At 39.3% G+C, this 18824-nt stretch carries 16 protein-coding genes and 1 tRNA gene; 3 read left to right on the top strand and 14 right to left on the bottom strand.

Annotation, left to right across the window (positions count from 1 at the left end; translation table 11 throughout):
* Positions 1 to 57 precede the first annotated feature (57 nt).
* Genes dndD through dndB form a run of 4 tightly spaced genes read right to left on the bottom strand, consistent with a single transcriptional unit; the run spans position 58 to position 5887 of the window.
* Entirely contained in the window at positions 58 to 2040 is a 1983-nt protein-coding gene (dndD, locus tag NSTCB13_RS09190; RefSeq protein WP_448272084.1) for a DNA sulfur modification protein DndD, read from the bottom strand.
* 55 nt (positions 2041 to 2095) lie between these two features.
* A complete protein-coding gene (gene dndC / locus NSTCB13_RS09185; RefSeq protein ID WP_448272083.1) occupies positions 2096 to 3736 on the bottom strand; it encodes a DNA phosphorothioation system sulfurtransferase DndC in 1641 nt (546 codons plus the stop codon).
* Between the two features lie 44 nt (positions 3737 to 3780).
* Positions 3781 to 4797 (bottom strand): hypothetical protein, encoded by a 1017-nt coding sequence (locus NSTCB13_RS09180; protein WP_448272081.1) that lies wholly within the window; start codon positions 4795 to 4797, stop codon positions 3781 to 3783.
* On the bottom strand, positions 4772 to 5887 hold the full coding sequence (dndB, locus tag NSTCB13_RS09175; RefSeq protein WP_448272080.1) for a DNA sulfur modification protein DndB: 1116 nt from the start codon (positions 5885 to 5887) through the stop codon (positions 4772 to 4774). The genes NSTCB13_RS09180 and dndB overlap by 26 nt, the downstream gene beginning before the upstream one ends.
* A gap of 246 nt (positions 5888 to 6133) precedes the next feature.
* On the opposite strand from dndB, the gene NSTCB13_RS09170 reads away from it, so the two are divergent.
* Both NSTCB13_RS09170 and NSTCB13_RS09165 read left to right on the top strand, forming a co-directional pair.
* The gene (locus tag NSTCB13_RS09170) at positions 6134 to 6640 is read left to right on the top strand and encodes a hypothetical protein (protein WP_448272078.1); all 507 of its coding nucleotides are present in this window, start codon (positions 6134 to 6136) and stop codon (positions 6638 to 6640) included.
* A gap of 108 nt (positions 6641 to 6748) precedes the next feature.
* Positions 6749 to 7972 carry a DNA sulfur modification protein DndB gene (locus NSTCB13_RS09165; protein WP_448272077.1) on the top strand — a complete coding sequence of 408 codons (1224 nt, stop codon included), beginning with the start codon at positions 6749 to 6751 and terminating at the stop codon, positions 7970 to 7972.
* A 143-nt stretch (positions 7973 to 8115) separates the two neighbouring features.
* Here NSTCB13_RS09165 and NSTCB13_RS09160 read toward each other — a convergent pair whose 3' ends face one another.
* The 9 genes from NSTCB13_RS09160 to argF all read right to left on the bottom strand — a co-directional run bounded on the left by NSTCB13_RS09160 (position 8116) and on the right by argF (position 15690).
* On the bottom strand, positions 8116 to 8577 hold the full coding sequence (locus NSTCB13_RS09160) for a DNA phosphorothioation-associated protein 4 (RefSeq protein WP_448272076.1): 462 nt from the start codon (positions 8575 to 8577) through the stop codon (positions 8116 to 8118).
* 93 nt (positions 8578 to 8670) lie between these two features.
* The gene (locus NSTCB13_RS09155; RefSeq protein WP_448273160.1) at positions 8671 to 9090 is read right to left on the bottom strand and encodes a Uma2 family endonuclease; all 420 of its coding nucleotides are present in this window, start codon (positions 9088 to 9090) and stop codon (positions 8671 to 8673) included.
* A 1-nt stretch (position 9091) separates the two neighbouring features.
* The gene (locus NSTCB13_RS09150) at positions 9092 to 9223 is read right to left on the bottom strand and encodes a hypothetical protein (protein WP_448272075.1); all 132 of its coding nucleotides are present in this window, start codon (positions 9221 to 9223) and stop codon (positions 9092 to 9094) included.
* 35 nt (positions 9224 to 9258) lie between these two features.
* Positions 9259 to 9828, bottom strand: coding sequence for a Uma2 family endonuclease (locus tag NSTCB13_RS09145; protein WP_448272074.1), 570 nt, complete (start codon positions 9826 to 9828; stop codon positions 9259 to 9261).
* 11 nt (positions 9829 to 9839) lie between these two features.
* Complete coding sequence (locus NSTCB13_RS09140) at positions 9840 to 11912, bottom strand: AAA family ATPase (protein WP_448272073.1); 2073 nt, start codon at positions 11910 to 11912, stop codon at positions 9840 to 9842.
* Positions 11909 to 12082 carry a hypothetical protein gene (locus NSTCB13_RS09135; RefSeq protein ID WP_167306198.1) on the bottom strand — a complete coding sequence of 58 codons (174 nt, stop codon included), beginning with the start codon at positions 12080 to 12082 and terminating at the stop codon, positions 11909 to 11911. The genes NSTCB13_RS09140 and NSTCB13_RS09135 overlap by 4 nt, the downstream gene beginning before the upstream one ends.
* Before the next feature lie 301 nt (positions 12083 to 12383).
* Positions 12384 to 13862, bottom strand: a complete 1479-nt coding sequence (locus tag NSTCB13_RS09130; RefSeq protein WP_448272072.1) for a DNA phosphorothioation system restriction enzyme — start codon at positions 13860 to 13862, stop codon at positions 12384 to 12386.
* A 92-nt stretch (positions 13863 to 13954) separates the two neighbouring features.
* Positions 13955 to 14560, bottom strand: coding sequence for a transcriptional repressor LexA (gene lexA, locus NSTCB13_RS09125; RefSeq protein ID WP_445629262.1), 606 nt, complete (start codon positions 14558 to 14560; stop codon positions 13955 to 13957).
* 209 nt (positions 14561 to 14769) lie between these two features.
* The gene (gene argF, locus NSTCB13_RS09120; protein ID WP_448272071.1) at positions 14770 to 15690 is read right to left on the bottom strand and encodes an ornithine carbamoyltransferase; all 921 of its coding nucleotides are present in this window, start codon (positions 15688 to 15690) and stop codon (positions 14770 to 14772) included.
* Positions 15691 to 16062: 372 nt separating this feature from the next.
* Here argF and NSTCB13_RS09115 point away from each other — a divergent pair.
* Positions 16063 to 16134, top strand: a tRNA-Thr gene (locus NSTCB13_RS09115).
* Positions 16135 to 16493: 359 nt separating this feature from the next.
* Here the strand turns inward: NSTCB13_RS09115 and NSTCB13_RS09110 are convergent.
* On the bottom strand, positions 16494 to 18692 hold the full coding sequence (locus NSTCB13_RS09110) for an Ig-like domain-containing protein (protein ID WP_448272069.1): 2199 nt from the start codon (positions 18690 to 18692) through the stop codon (positions 16494 to 16496).
* Positions 18693 to 18824 lie beyond the last annotated feature (132 nt).

The following is an 18824-nucleotide window of genomic DNA, read 5'->3' as shown; positions in this document are numbered from 1 at the left end:
TTGTAAATATCTAGAGTTAGAAAAATCGCGCTCCGCCAATTTTTTAGACGATATCTACTACCAAAAATATCCTGATTGTATGGTTGTTTGGCGGGTAGAGGAGTCATATTTGAGGAGATATTCGCGGGCGATCGCTTCGTTTTCTCGCAGTGTTTCTACTTCTTTCTTGCCAATCTCAGTATCGGTAGATAGTAAAATTACTTGATGGCTGGCGGCGGGGAAGTATTTATCCACTAAGTTTTGGCGATGGGAGGAGTCGAGCCTACCTAAGGGTGTATCTATAGCTACTGGTAAGCGGAGTCCAGAGACTTTGGCTAAACCCCAGAGGAAGGCAATCGCAAGTAGTTGTTTTTCGCCAGCAGAGAGGCGATGTTTAGGGACGGGTTGACCATTGAATTCATAAAGGGAAAGGCTGAATGTACTTATGTCAATAGTGACACGATGCACTAAATCAGATTTATGCAGAAGGAAACGGAAGTGTTTAGTTATTTCGTCTTCAAGTTGACCTAGCTTTTTGATAGCTAATTGCTCACGAAAAAGCTTGAGTGTATCTTGAACTTTTGCAGAAGCGTATATGATGTGTTCGTAATTTTTGCTATCTATGTTTTGTTTACTATATTCTTGTAAATCTTTTTTCTTATTTTCAATTGCAGCCGCTAACTCTTCTATTTGGCGTTGGCCTACGTCGTATGCAGTTTCACTTTCAATCAGCAAAGCTTGCGATTTTCTTACTGCATTAGCTAACTTTTCATACTCTTCTGGGGACGCTGCTGTGGCTAGTTGTTTTTCTATAGCTAGAATTTCTTCTTCTTGATTGCTGATATTAACTAATTGTTCTTGAGCTTGTTTTATTTGACTAGGCAGATCCTGCTGAAGGAGATTATCTAGCTGTTTGAGTATTTCAGGATCGTCTGTCAACCATAATTCTTTATCAGAGCAAATTTCTTGTTGAAGATACTGATTTTCCGATGCCAAAAAAGATTTGATTTTGTCAATTTGTTCAGTTAGCAAGTTTAACTGATTTATGCAATTCAAAAGACGTTTATCTCGCTCTATTAATACATTCAACGCACTTTTTGCTTGTGAAGCACGATATTCTTTTTCTACTTGTGATTGAGCTTGTATTAATAGGGGTAAAATTAAAGTCAGAGGTAAAATATCAGATGCCAATTCTATAATTTTTTGGCGTGCTTTTTCTAATGCAGCACTAGAATCATCACTTTGTTGTTTTAACTGACTACTTTCTGCTGCAATTTTACCTCCTTCTGAGAGAAATTTTTCCTGAGCTAAGTAGTGCTGTTTACGGCTGTAATCTAAACTATTCTGTAAAGCGGCTAGTTCTTGTTTAGCTAATGTATAATCTTTTCTCAGGTAATCAAGCTGTTTTTCAATTTGTTCTAACGTAACTAACTCTTTAGCGCCAGCTATATCTTTGCGTTGGCGATGAACTAGAATTTCTAAATCTATGGATAATCTTTCTGCTAATTCTAAACCCAAGAGTGATTGAATTGCATTTATTACAACAGGTGGAGTTATTTCATTTTGTGCTAGTTCTTTTACCTGTTCACCATCAAACAAAAATAAGTTAGAAATTCCTAAAGGAATAAGATTTTCTATATACTCATCCCAGATTTTAACTAGGGAAACATCTGGCCAATCATCTACCAAAACACCTAAATTGTCTTTACCATTACGCTGATTCTTTGTCCATGTGCGTATAACTCTGCACACTTGAGTTTCATTATCAATTATATGCTCAAAAGCAAGTTCTATTGTTGTAATTTCTTGTGGCTTAGTGTGATGATTAATAGACTGATTGAGAAATTCACTATAGCTTAAATTACCACGGGTAGAACATTGCGCTCTGTGTCCATAAAGAGCAAGACGAATGGCATCTAGAAGGGTAGTTTTACCACCTCCATTCATACCACCCAATAGAATAATAGGGCAATCATTAAGATCATTTTTAGGGACTAAGTTAATGACTTGCCTCCCAAGATATGGCCCAAAATTTTGTAGAACTAGTTCGATAAATATCACAGTGCTGAACCAAACAATTGAACTAATTATAAATAGGAACTATTTTTAATAGCTCCTATTCATCAGAGTCTATATTATTATCAACTGACAACTTTAAGCTAGCCCAAGTAAGTTGTTTAGAATTAGAAACTTCATTTTTTGCCACAGTTTTTTTTGAATTATTTTTGTAGTTGGAATTGCTAATTACTTCTTTAACAGTAGCAACGTCACCTTCTTGGGCTGCCTTTTTTAAGTCCCGTTTGTAGTGGGCATTATCCATAGCCTCTTGTTGCGAACGGGAACTACTTTCAAAGCATTTCTTTAAAGCATCATAAATGCCCTTGCGACGGGCCATTGTGTAAAACTGACGTTCTGTACCTAATAACTTCGCCATCAGTTCTAAGTGCATTGGATCGCCATTACATACTTTTTCAAGTACCTCCCATTCATCGCTTCCTAGCAAACTATTGACAGTGCCATAATAAGTATCGTCATAGTCAAAGTTTTCTCCTGTAACTTCCTTATAAATTCGGGGTAGGCTGTCATCAAATTCGTGCTTTTCTTCTAACCAAATCCTACGAATTTCGTTAAGTTCTAGAGAGTTTATAAGGGTAATCTCGTCTACTTGTTTTGGACTTTTTTTACGGATTTCAGTTTGTGCTGAAAGAACACGCTTAAGCCAATGTTCTCGCCATTCTTTAGTATATGGCCCAGGAATATTGTCAACTTCAATTTTACCATCTACGTTACGTTCAAAAAGTTGAACCTCACCCCAGATCCGACGGAAATCTCTTCTATCACGATCATCTTCAACATCTAATTCATTGCGAATATCTAACAGAGGCTGCATCCATTCTTTTTCCTCGTCATTTTGGATCATTGCCTCCATTGACTTATCTTTACTAACCATTGTACAAACCCAACATCCGAAGCGCGAATCTCCACAGCTAGGTGTAGATGTATCAACAACTAGAGGGCATTCATTATCTGCTGTCGCACCTCGGTACATATTGAATAATTCTTTATTGCTTTGTCCCCAAGGATTTTCCCATTGATTTAGATATATCCATACATCATTGTTGCTCCAGTCTTCTATGGGTGTGTAAATTAGAGAGTTGGGTAAACTGGCATTGGGGCTAAGACGATCGCGTACTCTACCTACTTGATGCTTTTCCATAGTGGTGGCACGTTTTGTACTCTCCGCTTTGCGAGTACCTAAAACAAGAATTGTTTCACCATTGGCTCGCACCATCTTACGAATGAATTCGTTAGCAGGGTTAATTTTTAAGCGCGAGGTACACCAACGAAATTGATTTCGTGGGGCTGGATAGCCTTTACCTATAAGGTTTACCCAGAAAGTGTCTTTAACTTCTGGTTTTAGCAGATTAGGTTCTATTGGTATATCTTTTTCTTTCGCAGCAACCTTCAGCTGTTTTAAAGACTTGCGAACCCAAGCAGAGACTATTGGATTTTCTACCTGAGTATCTGTTGTAATTACATGGATTATTTTGGTTCGTTTTTCTGCTGGAAGCCCAGCAATAGCATTCCAAATTATTTGTAATACTGTACTTGAATCTTTTCCCCAAGATACCCCTATAATCCAAGGTATTGCATCAAGACAGTATAAATATTGTATTTCTTTAGTTATTTTTTCTATATCTTCTACTAAGTCTTGAACTGTCCGTGGTGGGAAGATAGACAACTGCTTTTCTGTCATATTTAAAACTCCTGTAATATTTCTTAAATTAATCTTTAGTTATTCTATTTGCTAATATATCTTTTTTTTGCTGATAATTGCTGGCTTTTATAATCCATTCCAGGTATTGAAAAAGACCTAATGATTTCTCTAATTTTGTGACTGGCATTACCTGACAAGATAAGAAAAGGCTGTTTATTTTTATTATTAAGTATACTATTAAATAGTCCAAATCTAGAGTGAAGCAACTCAGATAAAAATCTGACTTCTTCTGGTAAAAATGCCATAGTATATAGGTATGAGCGAGGAAAGCGTGGACTGGAATGCCCGTCATCACAAAACCAAACTGCAAGTGCAAATTCCGTGAGATATTTGTCTATTAAGCTTTGTGGTACAATCTTCCTGTTTTCTGTGTACCATTGGCCATGCCACTCAGTTAGTAAAGGATGTACAGTTGTTCTCATCCACCATCCATAATACCTTTTGCCAGTTTTAGTGTGTGGAGATGACATTTTTTCTTTCCACGAACAAGGAAAGTATTGCTCAAGTAAATCATGCTTCCACTTAAGATACAGTTCATTGTTACCTCCTTCTGCATATCGAGCATTGATTTTGTGTGGTTGCTTTTCAATACTCCCATCGCCTAAGAGCGTTCCTGTCAAAAATTCAAATAGATAATTATCAGCTTGCTTGCCTGCATAATTTAAATAACGAGATTGAACTATTGAACCTCTACCTCGCAATTTTTTCATTTTGTCAGTCATCAAAGGCGCAAAAGGATACTCCTGTTTATATTGGGCTAAAGTTAGTCCATGCTTTCTTAAATGTGTGTGTTGAATAATTTCAAAATGTTCTCCGCAGACACTACAAGGAATCATTTCTAGATCATTTTGTTCATTGCCCGCTCTTTGTGCTGCTCTTCTACTAATGTCAAGTTCAGAAGCATGTTGCTTCCTATATGCTTTCATGCAGCCAGAACGGCGGCAAGTTTTGTGTTCTTTTCTGTAATGAGGATGAAGTATAATCACCTCACCACAAATTACACATTTAGGTTTATTATTTATCTTTAGATTTCTCGTCATCTGTTTTATCTTGGCGTATACGAGCAGTTTCTAAACGCTCTTCTTCAACTGTGAGAGGTAATTCAAGACGTTTTTTAATGTATGCAGTCATAAAACTAACGCAAGTTCGAGCTTTGGAAATACGTCCACTGTGCATAATGCGCCCTTCCCAATCAGGGTTGGAGCGTAGCCAGTCAATAGTTTGTAGTCTTTGAAGATGCTCTTGCCAATTGTCTGGATAAATTGAAATCAGTGTGGCTCCTGCTCCGCCTAATCCTGCTAATGCGATCGCATGGCTGTGGACGTAATCTTGGCGCATTTCGCCTGCACTAACTTTACGCCCTAAAACCTGCTCCCAATCGGGAATATAGGTACTAACAGCCTCCCAGTAACGTATTGCTAGTTCAATTTGTTGCTCTAATTCAGCATTTTTATAGTTAGCCAGAAGAGCAAGTGTAGCATTATAAATGCTGCTGAGAGTGAATAACTTACCAGAACGGGTAGGTAAAGTACTGCGCTCAGTATGTGTAAGTGTGCGAAAAATTTTTACTTGCTTGACTACAGATCGAGCTAGTATAGCTTTTTTATCACGGTGATCGTAAAGGATATTTAAGGATGGATCGGGATGTGCTGCATAGCGATTTAAGTCAGTAAACATCTGCTGAGAGCGCTCTAAGCCGATATCCAGGAAGAAGACAACTGCTATTGTCTCATACCCCAGTTCAGGATTCTCTTTGAGAGCTAGTTCAAAAGCAGCCCTTCGATGCTGTCCATCATTAATGATAAACGGAGCATCCATTGGAACTCTTAATCGCCCAATTTTTTGCGATTCCGCCTCTAAACCAATAGATTCAAAAGTTATCTTGGCGTTGATTGATGCCGTGATAGCTGAAAAAATATAGCCCGTGGGATTGTGCAAAATGTATTTGGCAATTTCCGGTACACGGGATTTGTTCAGTGTTCGTTGCGCTCTCATTTCTGGCGGAATCTCTTCATCATCAAAAGAGAAGAGCTTGGGGATGAGCCGCAAGGGACACATTGATACGTAATATTCCCGTCCTGCTTGTATTCCTCTAATTGCAGGGAATACGTACTCAAATGGAATGTCCATAATTATACTTTTTAGCTTTGCCGTGAAGTTGAGATATTGGGATGTTTCCTAATCAGAAGTTTTATGTAAGTTAATTTTGACAACCTAGCTGATTAAAAGTGCTAATTTTGTTTGTTAAATATAACATACCAAAAAATACCTAATTTATCCACAAAACTTTCTTGTATAGATACAAAACTTATGAGTATGGATTACAATGTTTCTTTAGTTGCTATATAGAATGAGCTTATTTACGGAAAGAAAATCATGAATATTAATCTGACTGAAGAGGATCTATCGCAAATGCCTTCTGCGCTCCGCACACAGCTACTGCACTGGCAAATGAATAAAATGTCTAGCATCAGGCAAACATCTTTTCAAGGGTATTCCAGCAAACCTAAAGAATCCGCAAAACAGTTATCACTAGTACTGAAACCTGAGTATCAAGCTCATGAATTGGAAGGAAATAACACTCGCATTACTCTGACTCAGTTATACGATGCTGGGATTACCAAGCAGGGTATGCCTATCCGAGTCAGACTCAAACGCGATCGCGCTAAAGAGTTGTGTCGAAGCTATATAAATAGCATGGAAATTTCCGGTAGAGGCACGATTATTTTTCAGGGGCAAGAATTCGATCTACCTAGCCCATTAGCGACAGAGGTTAATGGTAGTTCCGTTGGGGGATGGGAATACATAGAAATAAAAAAAGACGCTCAATGGGTGCGCTTAGAGGAGTTGCGTCAAATATTCAAGCAAACCAGTACTAGCTGACTACAAGAATCAGGGCGCATTCTGACTACTCGTCCCTAAACTTCTTGATCTATGGGAAATTTTTCTGCTGCAAATATTTCTGTCTCTTTTTTCGCAAGGAACTTCTATATGACAAACTTTGATATCAACACCATCAATACCACTACACCTCAACCTGTTCCAGAGGAGGAACTATTTAAACATATTGTCAAGCCTTACATGTATGAACACTACGATGACTCTAAGTGGTATCCTGCACTGGAGTTCAAGCAGGGAGGGCGAACTATGTTGCAAATCAATGTTCCTGCTAGTCTTTTGCCCACACTCCTGAAAGCTAAACCTTCGGATGCAGCAAATAACGATCCACACTCAGGTAAGAATCGCCCAGTTATTAAAGGACATGCTGAAGAAATCAAACAGTACGTCATTGATCGTGCTACGGCTGGTAAAAAATGGATTTTGGGGACATTAACTGCAAATTTGGCAGACGATCCTCAAAACCCTACCATTATTGAGATCAAACGCTTGGGCTTGGGTGTGTGCTATGTCAGGATTCCACTATCAGTTTTTCTAGACATCACGGATGGACAACATCGCACTCGCGCCATCCAAGAATTAATAATGAGTATAGGCAATGACCGAGACTTAATTAGTAAAGACTCTTTTCCAATTACCCTAGTTTTAGAAGGTGATTTTCGTCAGTGCCAAACAGATTTTCGTGATATGGCTCAAAGCGCTCCTTTACCTAAATCTCTGCTAGTCTCATTTGGTGCTTTGGGGCGTGATGGAATTACTCAAAAATTAGTTGATCAAGTGCCTATGTTTAAAGGTAAAACGCAGTTGGTTAAGCCATCTCCTGGTTCTGGTACTAAATTCATTTATACTAGCAACTACATAGCTAAGACTGTAAGCTGTGCTTTTGCAAACAATCCAAATGATGAGCTTTTAAATCGTGATTCTGATGCGTTAGCCGAGGTATTAATTGAGTGTTTGAATCAGTTTTTCTCAAAATGCTCTGATACTAAGTATATTTTTGATCGTCCTGTTGAAAAATTGACAGTTGAGGAAATTACTGCATTTAAGGAAGACTGCTTACTAGGTGTGAGTGTTGGGCTGGAAATTTTAGGTAGATTACTCTACTTTACTTATGACGATGAGAACAATTGTTTTGATGAGGTAATGCTTTTAAAATTGGCTAAACTAGATTGGTCAAGAGAAAATCAGCTATGGGAGAATAATGTAGTTAGGAAAGATCCAAATCCCAAAGATCCAGCAAAACCTTACAAAATCACTGCTAGTGGAAGTGCCGTAAAAACGGCTGTTCAGGTAGCAAAGATTCAACTAGGTTGGTAAAAACTATAAAATTTGAGATGAAGGGAGTGCAACTTTTACTATTGGATAGTTCATCTAGTTTTAACCGTTTACTCTCTTTATGTACTCATATTTAGGCATGCCTTGAAATGGAAAAAATCAAAAAATATTTTAGGCGTGATAATTTAAGCTAAAAACTTGCTTAAATCAAATTCTTCTTCATGTTGTTCCTCCTTAAATCTTTCCGAGCTAAGAACCAATAGAAGTCTCTCTGAATAGTCTACCGCTCCATGCAGTTTATTTTGTAAGATTTCTAGTCCACCGTTAGCATACTCTTCAAAAATATGGATGCGCTGCTCGTCAGCTAGATCATCATCACCTATAATTTTGATGTCTTTAGTTTCAGTGATTGACAACAAATTAATTAACAGAATAAAGCTACTGGCAAAATAATCTTGTCGTAATGGAGATAAATCTTTAGCAATTCCTTCTAAAGGAACTCGTTTTTTTTGCTTTGCTCCCAAGGCTGCTGCAAACACCATAACTTCTACATAAGTTTGAAAAGGCCCAGTTGTGTCTTTTGAGGATACTAGCGATTTCACCAACTCAGCTTTATCTTTAGCAATCTTGATTCTGTTTGCAGGCATTGTTTTAATATTTACCGTGTTGCCATCTTAACCGAAAGTCAAAAGCGATCGCACCTTTTGCTGCATTATTTTATACTAGTATGCAGGCGATCGCTAAACAAACAAATTATCCACGAACATACTCCATCCTGGCACTGCGGGTTCAGCTTCGGCTACCTCACCACGGCGATAAATTTGGGGTTCTTCAGGATTACTAGCGCGATATACTTTGATAACTTCCTCTTTAAGTACATCCACATCCCAAACTACCAAAGTACCAGCTGCAAAATAATCACGGCGTTTACTTTCCATATCTTTCTCAGCCTTATCACCATAATCATTTTCACTTCTCACCTCAGCAGCAAACACAGGCGCACCATTAAGGAACTTGCCACCTGTAGGTTTGCCAGTATAAAATGCAGCATCAGGACTTAAAGAACGACGATTAGGGAGATTGACAATAAAACCGACATTATCTGGCAAAGCGTAACCACTTTTTGTTAAACGTTCATAATCCCGTAAACTTGCATAAATTTCACCACCTGCACGTCCCTGGTAAAAATCCAGTTGGAGACATCAGCACCAATTTTCCATTAACAATTTCTGCTTTACAATTGTCAGGTGAGTGGTACAAATCTTCAATATTTGCTTCAGTTTTAATACTCATAAAACCCCTAATCATGAATCGAGGTTAATCCTAATTTAACTAGGAAACTGAACATTTTCATACACCAAAGAAATAGGAAAGTGAAAATCAACACTGGTTAAATGAACCTCATCCCCTGCTTCATAAGGATGTAACTCCCAGAGTCCTCTATCATTTAACCGGAAGCAATCTAAACCAATTTTTTCAGCATCGATGAGGACGTATTCTTGCAAAGTGTGAATGCGACGATACCGCGTAAATTTTGTACCTCTATCGTAAGCTTCCGTACTTGGGGAAAGAACTTCAACAATTAAACAAGGATATTGGAGAAATTGAATAGCTTGTTTATCCCGTTCATCGCAACTCACCACAACATCGGGATAATGAAAAGGCCCGTTTTCAGAGACACCTACTTTCCCATCCGCCATATTCACACGACACCCACTTCCTCGCAGGTGACTTTTTAACGCTGAAGCTAAGTTTAAAGCAATATCATTATGAGGAAGAGTACCCCCAGTCATGGCGAAAACTTCACCATCAATATATTCATATTTAATTTCTTGGCGTTCTTCCCATTCCAGGTATTCTTGGGGAGACATATAATTTCTGTCTGGACTCGCAACCATAACTTTATCCTTTAAAGATTACGTTCAACCGCGATAATTTCAGTATACTCAAACTCATTCGGACTTTGTTTCACCAAAGGATATCTTTCCCTACCCAATTCAATATAATCTTGTTCGCAATCCGGCTTAGAAGAATAATACGTAAGCACATATTCTCTACCAATTCTGTTTGTCATTTCTGCTTCAACTTCACCCCGCCATTGAGTTTTAGTTACTAAAACTATCAACTGATTCGCTAATTGGGGAATTGTCTTCGCAATGTGTCGCCGCGAATTTTCATCCAAACTACCGAAGGGTGAATCCATCACAATTGGGAAAGTGCTACTATCGGGAATCATCATCATTTTTCGCTTCTCACTCCATTCCCTTACTTTGTCAATAATGCTGGCAATAAAAGATAAACTGAGAATTTGATTTTCCCCAGTAGAAGCTGCAACTGGTGCTTCTACACCTGTGGTATTTTCTACTAATGTCAGTTCATATTTTTCACTAATTTTAGGAATGTAAGGAGTCACAGAAATCTCCGTAAATATTTCTTGCACTCGCTTTTCTAGTTGCAGGCGAAATTGTTGTTCTTGACGATTTCTAACTTCCGTTAACCGTTCAATTGCATCTTGAGCGGCGTTAATTCGTCGCTGTGCTAAAGTTTGCTTGTCTTCATTCAGCTTTTGCTTGGCAATTTGCTTGTTTAAACCTTCAATCTCAGTTGTGAGTTGAGCAATTTGCTGCTGATTTGCACCTTGCTCTCGATTTAATTCATCAATTTTACTTTCAATTTCATCTAGCCGTTTTTGCAAACTGCTAATTTCTTCATTAGCATCTTTTCGCAACCGTTCTTGAATATTATCTAAGTCGCCTTCAATTTGAGATATGCTTTGCCTTAACTGATTAATCCTAGTTTGTTCTCTGTCAACTTCTTCCCAAAAACCTATTGCTTGCTTATCAATTTCATCTACTTGAGCGCTCATCCGAATTGCAGTTTCTTCCACCGCCGAGGAACCTGCTTTATTTAACCAAGTACTCACATGAGTATGAAAATGATTACCCGCATGTAACTCTGCGCCACATATACAGCGTTGAGAATTGAGTAAATCACTGACAAATTCCCGCGAAATTCCTGATGTTAACTCGCCGCGCTGCTTCAAATCATTGATAATTCCTCGAAACTGTGCTGTAGTTTCTGACAGTAAAACTGTATAACCCCGCGCAGAGATAACTTTTTTCAGTGCTTCTTTAGTTTTTTTATATTCTTCTTGATTTGTCGCTTTCTGCGATTCTAAATTCTGCCATCTTTCTTGCAATTCCTTAGCAGCGCTCAGTTCTCGCAAACGGTTACTTGTCTCTTTTTTAAAGGTTTGTTGATATTCTAACTCTTCTTTAATTTCAGTTTGTCGTTTGGTAATACGTTCGCGTTCGCGTTCTATCTTTTCTTGCTGTCGTAATAGTTGTTTAATTTCAGAATCACCAATAGCTTTTAACTCATTTTCTAGAACTTTTTTAGCATCTCCCAAATGTCTGATAGAACGGTTGATTACTTCTACACCCAAGAAGATTTTTGTAGCTTCAGCAATTTCAGCTTTTTTGTCAGAACGGACTATTTCTTCAATTCGTTCGCCGTCAAAGAAAAAATATTGATGTAAAGTAGCGGGTAAAATTTGATTAATTATATCGTCTGGTTGCTGAGTTGGTATATTCCATTTGCCATCATCCGCACCAACCCACATGGTTAATTTAGTTTTGCCAGCGTCAAAATCACCTTCGTTTTTATAACCCCGACAGGCGCGTTTAACTCGATAGCGTTTACCTTCATGTTCCCAGCCAATCTCTACCCAACATTCTACAGCTTGACCTTTTTGAGCTTCTGCGATCGCACGCTTATTTACTAACTGTTCTATTGATGCAAACGCTGCACTAAATTTTTCATATAATACCCAAGTAAAGGCATTTAGTAAACTGGTTTTTCCAGAGCCATTATTCCCATGAATAATTGTTGTGTTTTGAACATCTCCGCCAGCCAGAAGCATCTCTGGTGTCGTACCATAAAAGGAGCGAAAGTTGCAGAGCTTGATTGAAGTCAGCTTCATCGCACCTCTTCCTTAATAATGTCCAAAATATTATCATTTATATGGCTGTTAATCTTTTTATCTAGCCTGCCTTTTTCCAGCTTCCATACCCGCTCAATAATTCGCCGTACCTCCGGTGGAGCGCTGTTTATTGGCTCTTGCACATCATCGATATTCGCATCTTGTGACATCTTCGGTTTGAAAATATAGTTTTTCTATATTTTAACTTTCTCTAGTACTGTCTTTACCTCCGTAAAGCCACTGTTAGCCTTATCTCTAATTTGGTCAAAACTATTTTTCCAAATTTATAATTTTATTTTATAAAAGACTTTATTATTGAATAATCTAGATCATAATGGGATGTAAGTAAAATTTTTAAAGCAACTTACATCCCATTATTATCTAATTCATTATTTTATTATTTCATACTTAATGCTTGTTTTTTCAAAAATCGAAAATTTTTACAAAAAAATACAACTATATAATTCATCATCAAATATCTAATAAACCATATCGCTTTTGTAAATCAAGTAACTTCATTCTTGCTTCCCCTGCGTTATCAGCTAAATCAGCAAACTCCACAAAGCGCCGTAATTCCTTTTTCAAAAGATTACGCTCAACTTCTATAGTTTCTCTATCTAAATCTGGTGGTAAAACAATCATGTCAAATATAGTGGCGCGTTCTTTACCTGGATGAGGACGTAAAACTCGCCCCCGTCGCTGAATAAATTGGCGGGGATTACCAGAACTTGATAAAATCACCGCAGTTTGAATTGCGGGAATATCGACGCCTTCATCTAAACAACGAATTGCCACCAAACCTTGCAACTCTCCGCTTTCAAATTGATGACGTAATATTTCCCTTTCTTGTAAAGTTGTTTGAGCCGTATAGGTGCTTACTTTGTACCCTAAATCCACTCCCAGAATTTTAGCAACAGCTTTGAGTTGGCGTAGAGATGAACGTTGTCCCGCCTCTTGGGAACCATCACTACAATAAAAAAGTGTGTGGCTAGTTTCGCGGCGAGTAATCATTAAATCGCGCAAAGCATTTAATTTGTTTTCCGCCGCACCAATTAATCTTGCTCTTTGCATCAACAACGGCTTTAAATCTTCATTGTCTTCAAATCCCGCTTCGCCATTTTCTTTATCTCGATAAAGAAGCGATCGCCCAATTCTTTTAGTTAGCTTTAAATAAGCAATACTTTCTGCTTCAGTTAACTCTACCAGCACCGGATAATACAAATAATGTACCAAAGCACCTTGAGCGATCGCATCCCTCAAAGTAAACTCTGGCTGGAGAACTGGGCCAAAATAATCAAATAAAGATTGCGTGCCAAAATCATCAAAATACCTTTCCGGTGTGGCAGATAAAGCCAGTCTCAACCCCACACTACGCGGCAAACTTTCTTCTAATTTGGGTGCGCCTAAATTATGCGCCTCATCCCCAATAATTAAAGTTTTGGGAGGAAAATACTTGAGTTGAGACTGAAAACCATCTCCAATTAAAGTAGAGTTCGTAGTAATCACGGTGACAAACCGTTGAGAACCAGAACGCAGATTATAAATTTGCCCAGAAAGTTGACTTTGCCAAGTGCGTAAATTCTCAAAAGCTAAAATGGGTTGCAAATTAAATTTTTCACACTCTCGCGCCCATTGGGTGACGAGATGGCGATAGGGACACACCACCAATAAAACTTGTAAATTAATCTGCTGATATAATTCACAAGCGATCGCTAGTGCAGTAATCGTTTTACCACTACCAGTAGCCATTTTCAGCGTCCCTCTGCCATTGTTAGTAAACCAGCTAGCGATCGCTTCTCGCTGATATTGGCGCAATTGCAGAGACACAGGCATTCTTGGGCATCCTGGTAATGGTTGCTGAGTGTAATAACTGCCCAAAATTTCCCTTGCAAACGGTAATTTCAACCGGAAAGTGGGCAGTTGCTGCACTGAATTTTTCGTCAGGTACATATTCATTTAGTCATTGGTCATTGGTCATTGGTCATTGGTCATTGGTACTTATCTTTCCCATTCCCTATTCCCTATTCCCCATTCCCTATTACTCAGTTGTAACCTCGCCAAACACCGATGAGAGAACCTTGTACCTGCACTTGTTGAGCCATGACTTCAATAGGATTGTACTTAGAATTTGCTGGTTTTAGGGTAACGCGATCGCCTTGGCGATAAAAACGCTTTAAAGTTGTACCGAAGCCATCAACTCTGGCGGCGACGATGGTGCCATTTTTTAAATGATTTGGTTCTGCTACTGGACGCAGAAATACCACATCGCCATCAGCAATTAAATCTTCAATCATGCTATCGCCAGCTACCCGCAAAGCATAGGTTTGGGGAGGTAATGAGATATTAGAAAAGTCTAGATGATCTACAGCATCAGTAAACGGTTCTATTAAACCACCAGCAGCGATCGTGCCCAAAATTGGTACACCTTGCTTCACAGGATGCAAAATCCGAATCGTTCGCGCTTGTCCTTCAGTCCATTCAATATATCCTTTAGTGCGTAAATGTTCTAAACGACTTTGAATTGGTGCTGGTGACTTCAAGTTCATCGCTTGCATCATTTGCCTAATTGAAGGCGAATGCTGGTGCGTTTTGATGTATTCTGCTAACCATTCGTAAAGTTCTTGTTGAGCTTCCGTTAGACGTTCCATAAATTTGCGGGAAGTAATTATAAATGTCTCTAGAACATTAGTACTACAAAAAACTCCCCATAACAAGAGAAAAGTAAAAATATCAAAGGCAAAAGCAATATTATTTTTTTCTCTTTTGCCTTTTGACAAATAATAATATTACAGGTTACAGGTTAGAGGGTACAGGTTATAAACAAGAAAACTATACCCTATACCCTGTGCCCTATTCTTTACTCTGCTCCTAAAATACTAGCAAGCAAAGCTTTTTGGGCGTGCAGGCGATTTTCTGCTTGTTCCCAAACTCGTGATTGAGAACCTTCAATAACAGATCCGGTAATTTCTTCACCACGATGGGCTGGTAAGCAGTGTAAAACAATTGCCTCTGGAGCAGCAAGGCTTAATAGCTGCTCTGAAATTTGGTAAGGCTGAAAAATTGGCATCCGGTTATCGGCTTCAGATTCTTGCCCCATACTCGCCCAAACATCAGTGTAAAGTACAGCAGAACCCTTAGCTGCTAATTCTGGATCGTGAGTGACCAGGACTTCCGTTTTGTTATTAGCGATCGCTCTTGCTTGTTCTACAATCTGAGAATCTGGCTCGTATCCGCTAGGAGTAGCAATTCTAACATTCATCCCCACCAAAGCACAGCCTAACATCAGAGAATTAGCCATATTATTCCCATCGCCCACGTAGGTCAAAGTTAACCCAGCAAGGGTGTTAAAGGTTTCCTGAATCGTCAATAAATCCGCTAATACCTGACAAGGATGTTCTGTATCAGTAAGCGCATTAATCACTGGAATCTTGGCATAGTGAGCAAAAGTTTCTAAATCTTGCTGGGCAAAAGTACGAATTGCCAAAATATCCAAATATCGATCTAACACCCGCGCCGTATCCTGCAAAGGTTCCCCGCGACTAACTTGAGTGACGTTAGGATTGAGATCGATTACTTGTCCACCCAGTTGGTACATCGCCACAGTAAAACTTACGCGCGTGCGAGTTGAAGCTTTGGAGAACAACAACCCCAAAACTTTATTACACTGCAACTTCAACTGTTGTGATTTAAGTTGAGTTGCCAATTGCAGGAGTTCTTGAAGTTCCGCCGGACTGATGTCCGCTAGACTTAATAAATCTCGTCCGAGCAATGCTGCCATGCTTGTAATCTGTAAAAAATAATTATATATTTCTGTTCCTTTATTCAGCCGTGCCAAGAAAATACAGTTTTAGAACCGATCGGGTATTTTTGGGTTCAGCCCAGGATTTGAGTTAGCTTTTGCTATAAATTTGCTATAAATATTAATTTATCAACTCGATCGGTGATTCAGAATGGCAACGCCAGAACAACCATTTCAACCGACAAAAGCATCGATATTGCTAAAATTTCTGGTCTTTTAGCCTAATTTAGGATGAAGCAGATATTTTTTAGAATTTACAGCTAGACAAATAAATGGATTATGGTACAATAATAAATCGTGGTTGCTAATGTAAGAGCGATACCTACGGTGGGCTACGCCTACGTCAGACTTGCCAGCATAGCACAGTGGTAGTGCATCCGACTTGTAATCGGAAGGTCGCGAGTTCAAATCCCGCTGCTGGCTTTTGTAAATTCGCAAATTAATGTTTTGGGGCTGTTTTTTGGCTCAATTGAATTCTGCGAAAATTTCGCAGAAAATTAGTGTGGCCGAATTGTTTGGAATATAAGTATTAACATAATAACCCAAGTGGCGGCTTATAAAATTATGGAGGCTGCGTAATCGGTGATTTGGATAAATGCACATAAAAAATTTACGGTTGCATTCTAACGCAACCGTAATTGGGAGTGAACTATAAAAGTAGAAAAATTAACTGATGAGATAAATGCTTGTTGGAGAGTAAATGCAAAAATCAATGCTTGCGTTTGAGTAAAAACCCTTCTTAGGTACAAGCATGAATTGATTGCGATCGCTCGATACTGATATTAATTAAGTGGACGCAGAAGTGTAATTTTACCCATGCCCGTCTCTTGACTGAGTTGCGCCACGTAGAGATTTCCATTCGTGGGATTCTCAATCAAATCCAATGGACTTGGATTAAAACCAGTGAAACCAGTAATACCCATTTGGGAACCTACAATATCCAAGTTTGCGCCACCTGGGGTTAGCACAATGATGTCTTTCCCTGAACTGAAGCGTGTCACCAGCAGTTTGCCTTGCAGCTGACCACCTAAAACATGACTACGATATTCAATAATACCATTAGGTGAAATATGCTCTCCGAAATCGAAGGCAATACCCTTCCAATTCCGGTCAGGTACAGTACCAACGGGATATTCATTGATCTGAACTGGATCTGTACCAGCTGTGGGATTTCCTCCATTCAACACCCACTCACAACGCTTCGGATTGGGATGACCGTAATAACCATTTTTAACAACCCGAAACAAAAAGTCTCGCTGTGTGCCTAGACTGTTAAGAGCAGGCACAGATGGACTAGTATATGCCCCATTAGTAGCCTTATCAATCCGGTTGTGGCAGGCAAGAGGTAGGGGGATAGGTGTATTTGGCGTATTGCCACCAGCCGCCGAACCATTCGTTGGCACATACAACTGACCATTGCTATGCCAAACCAGATCGTAGGCATTACGTATACCACTAGCAAAGATAGTTACAGGCGCTCCCGGTTTAAAAGGGTTATAAGTACCTCCATCCTCCGTCTTAACGCTTAAAGGAGGTGAGGTAATTTTGGACAGGTCTACTCGTAATACAGCAGCACTTAACAACTGCTCAGGACGATTACTCCAGGCAGTGTTTGGTGCGCCCGTACTACTATTACTACCCTGCAACACATAGAGCGCGTTTGGCTGATTGGGCTTAAATTCAATGCTATTGGTGAGATGATCCCGGCTCGATCGCGGTAAATCAACTACATAGTCTTTTACTGTCTCTAGATTGGTGCCGCTTAAACGAGTAATTTTACCACTCCACTCTGGCGCATCAACAGTTGCATTCCAGTAGTAGTTATTTGTTACCCAGAGAATTAGGTTGTTAGCATTTGTTGATGAGGGATCGAAGTGCATACCAACGATCGTTCGATTACCACCATTTGCAGTCTGCAATGAGGTAATCGTTTGTGGCGTACCCAGAGTGCCATCAGCATCGATCGGGAAACGCAAAATCTCACCTAATAAGGTAGCAGCATAGAGTTTATTGTCAGGCCCAATCAATACTGTGGTGTAAGGCTTGATAGGTACATTCCCTAGTGAGATTTGCTCGAAAGTAATCTTGCTTACTGGGTTCACAAAGGAGCCTGTTGTAAAACTGATGCTATAGGGTAAGAATGCAGCACCATTGCTATCTTTAACCCCGTCACTGATTTGTAACAAATATTTGGTATTGTTCTTGAGACGATTTATCGGAGACACCACAATCACATCTCCACCACCGGAAGTGTTGTAATTGGCATTGACTTGTGTATTAGTAGTGCTATCGATCAGCTTGATGGTTGAGGCGGAAATAGTATTAACCGCAATCCCACTGTTAGGGAGATTTAGGTCTGCTGTAATCGAGATATCTGGCGACACGTTTGTTTGACCATCATTGGGATTGGTCGTTCTGATCGAGGGACGATTACCTGGTGCGATCGCAATATAATTGAGCTTGGTATTCCTACCACCTTTAGCATCAATTGTCAGCTTACCATCGGCAACATTAACTATCCGGGTAATTGCGGCAAACTTTTTGGTTGCCGTTGGTACAAAGCCAGAAATAGCAGCTGTCCCTTCTATATTGATTTGGTGCTTACTATCTACACTATTAATAGCATCACCAACGCTAACAGTCACATTGTACGAACCATTAGATAGGGCATATTCCCAAGCAGCAGGTATTGTGACTCCTGGCCCCGAACTGCTAGGAGGATATTGCAGATGAATCAGTCTATTTAGCCGCCGATCGATGCTACTTTGGTTGCGATCGCGTGTATTGAGTTGGATATCAAGGGGAGTGGGTGTACTATTGCCTAAGCTATCTTCACGCACCCAACCAAAACCTCTAGTATCATTGTAGGCTTGACCGATATCTTTAATATACCCAGATGGTACAGGAGCATTATTTGGTTGAAAAGCAATCCCTTGAACAATTGCTAATACCAATATTTTGGGTTTGATCTTGTAAATCATAGTATGCCTTGCCGTTGTGTTCGTAGTTGATAGGTGAGTAGTCCATTAATATTGGCCAAGTATCTGCAATGATTATTCTTGGCAATCCTTCACTAGCTATAAACGAACGTAATGACCGCAAGTCTTAGGGAA

This window comes from Nostoc sp. DSM 114160 (genome assembly GCF_053470305.1).
Note: the sequence above shows the minus strand (reverse complement) of the source record. Positions and strands in the feature narration are given on the sequence as shown.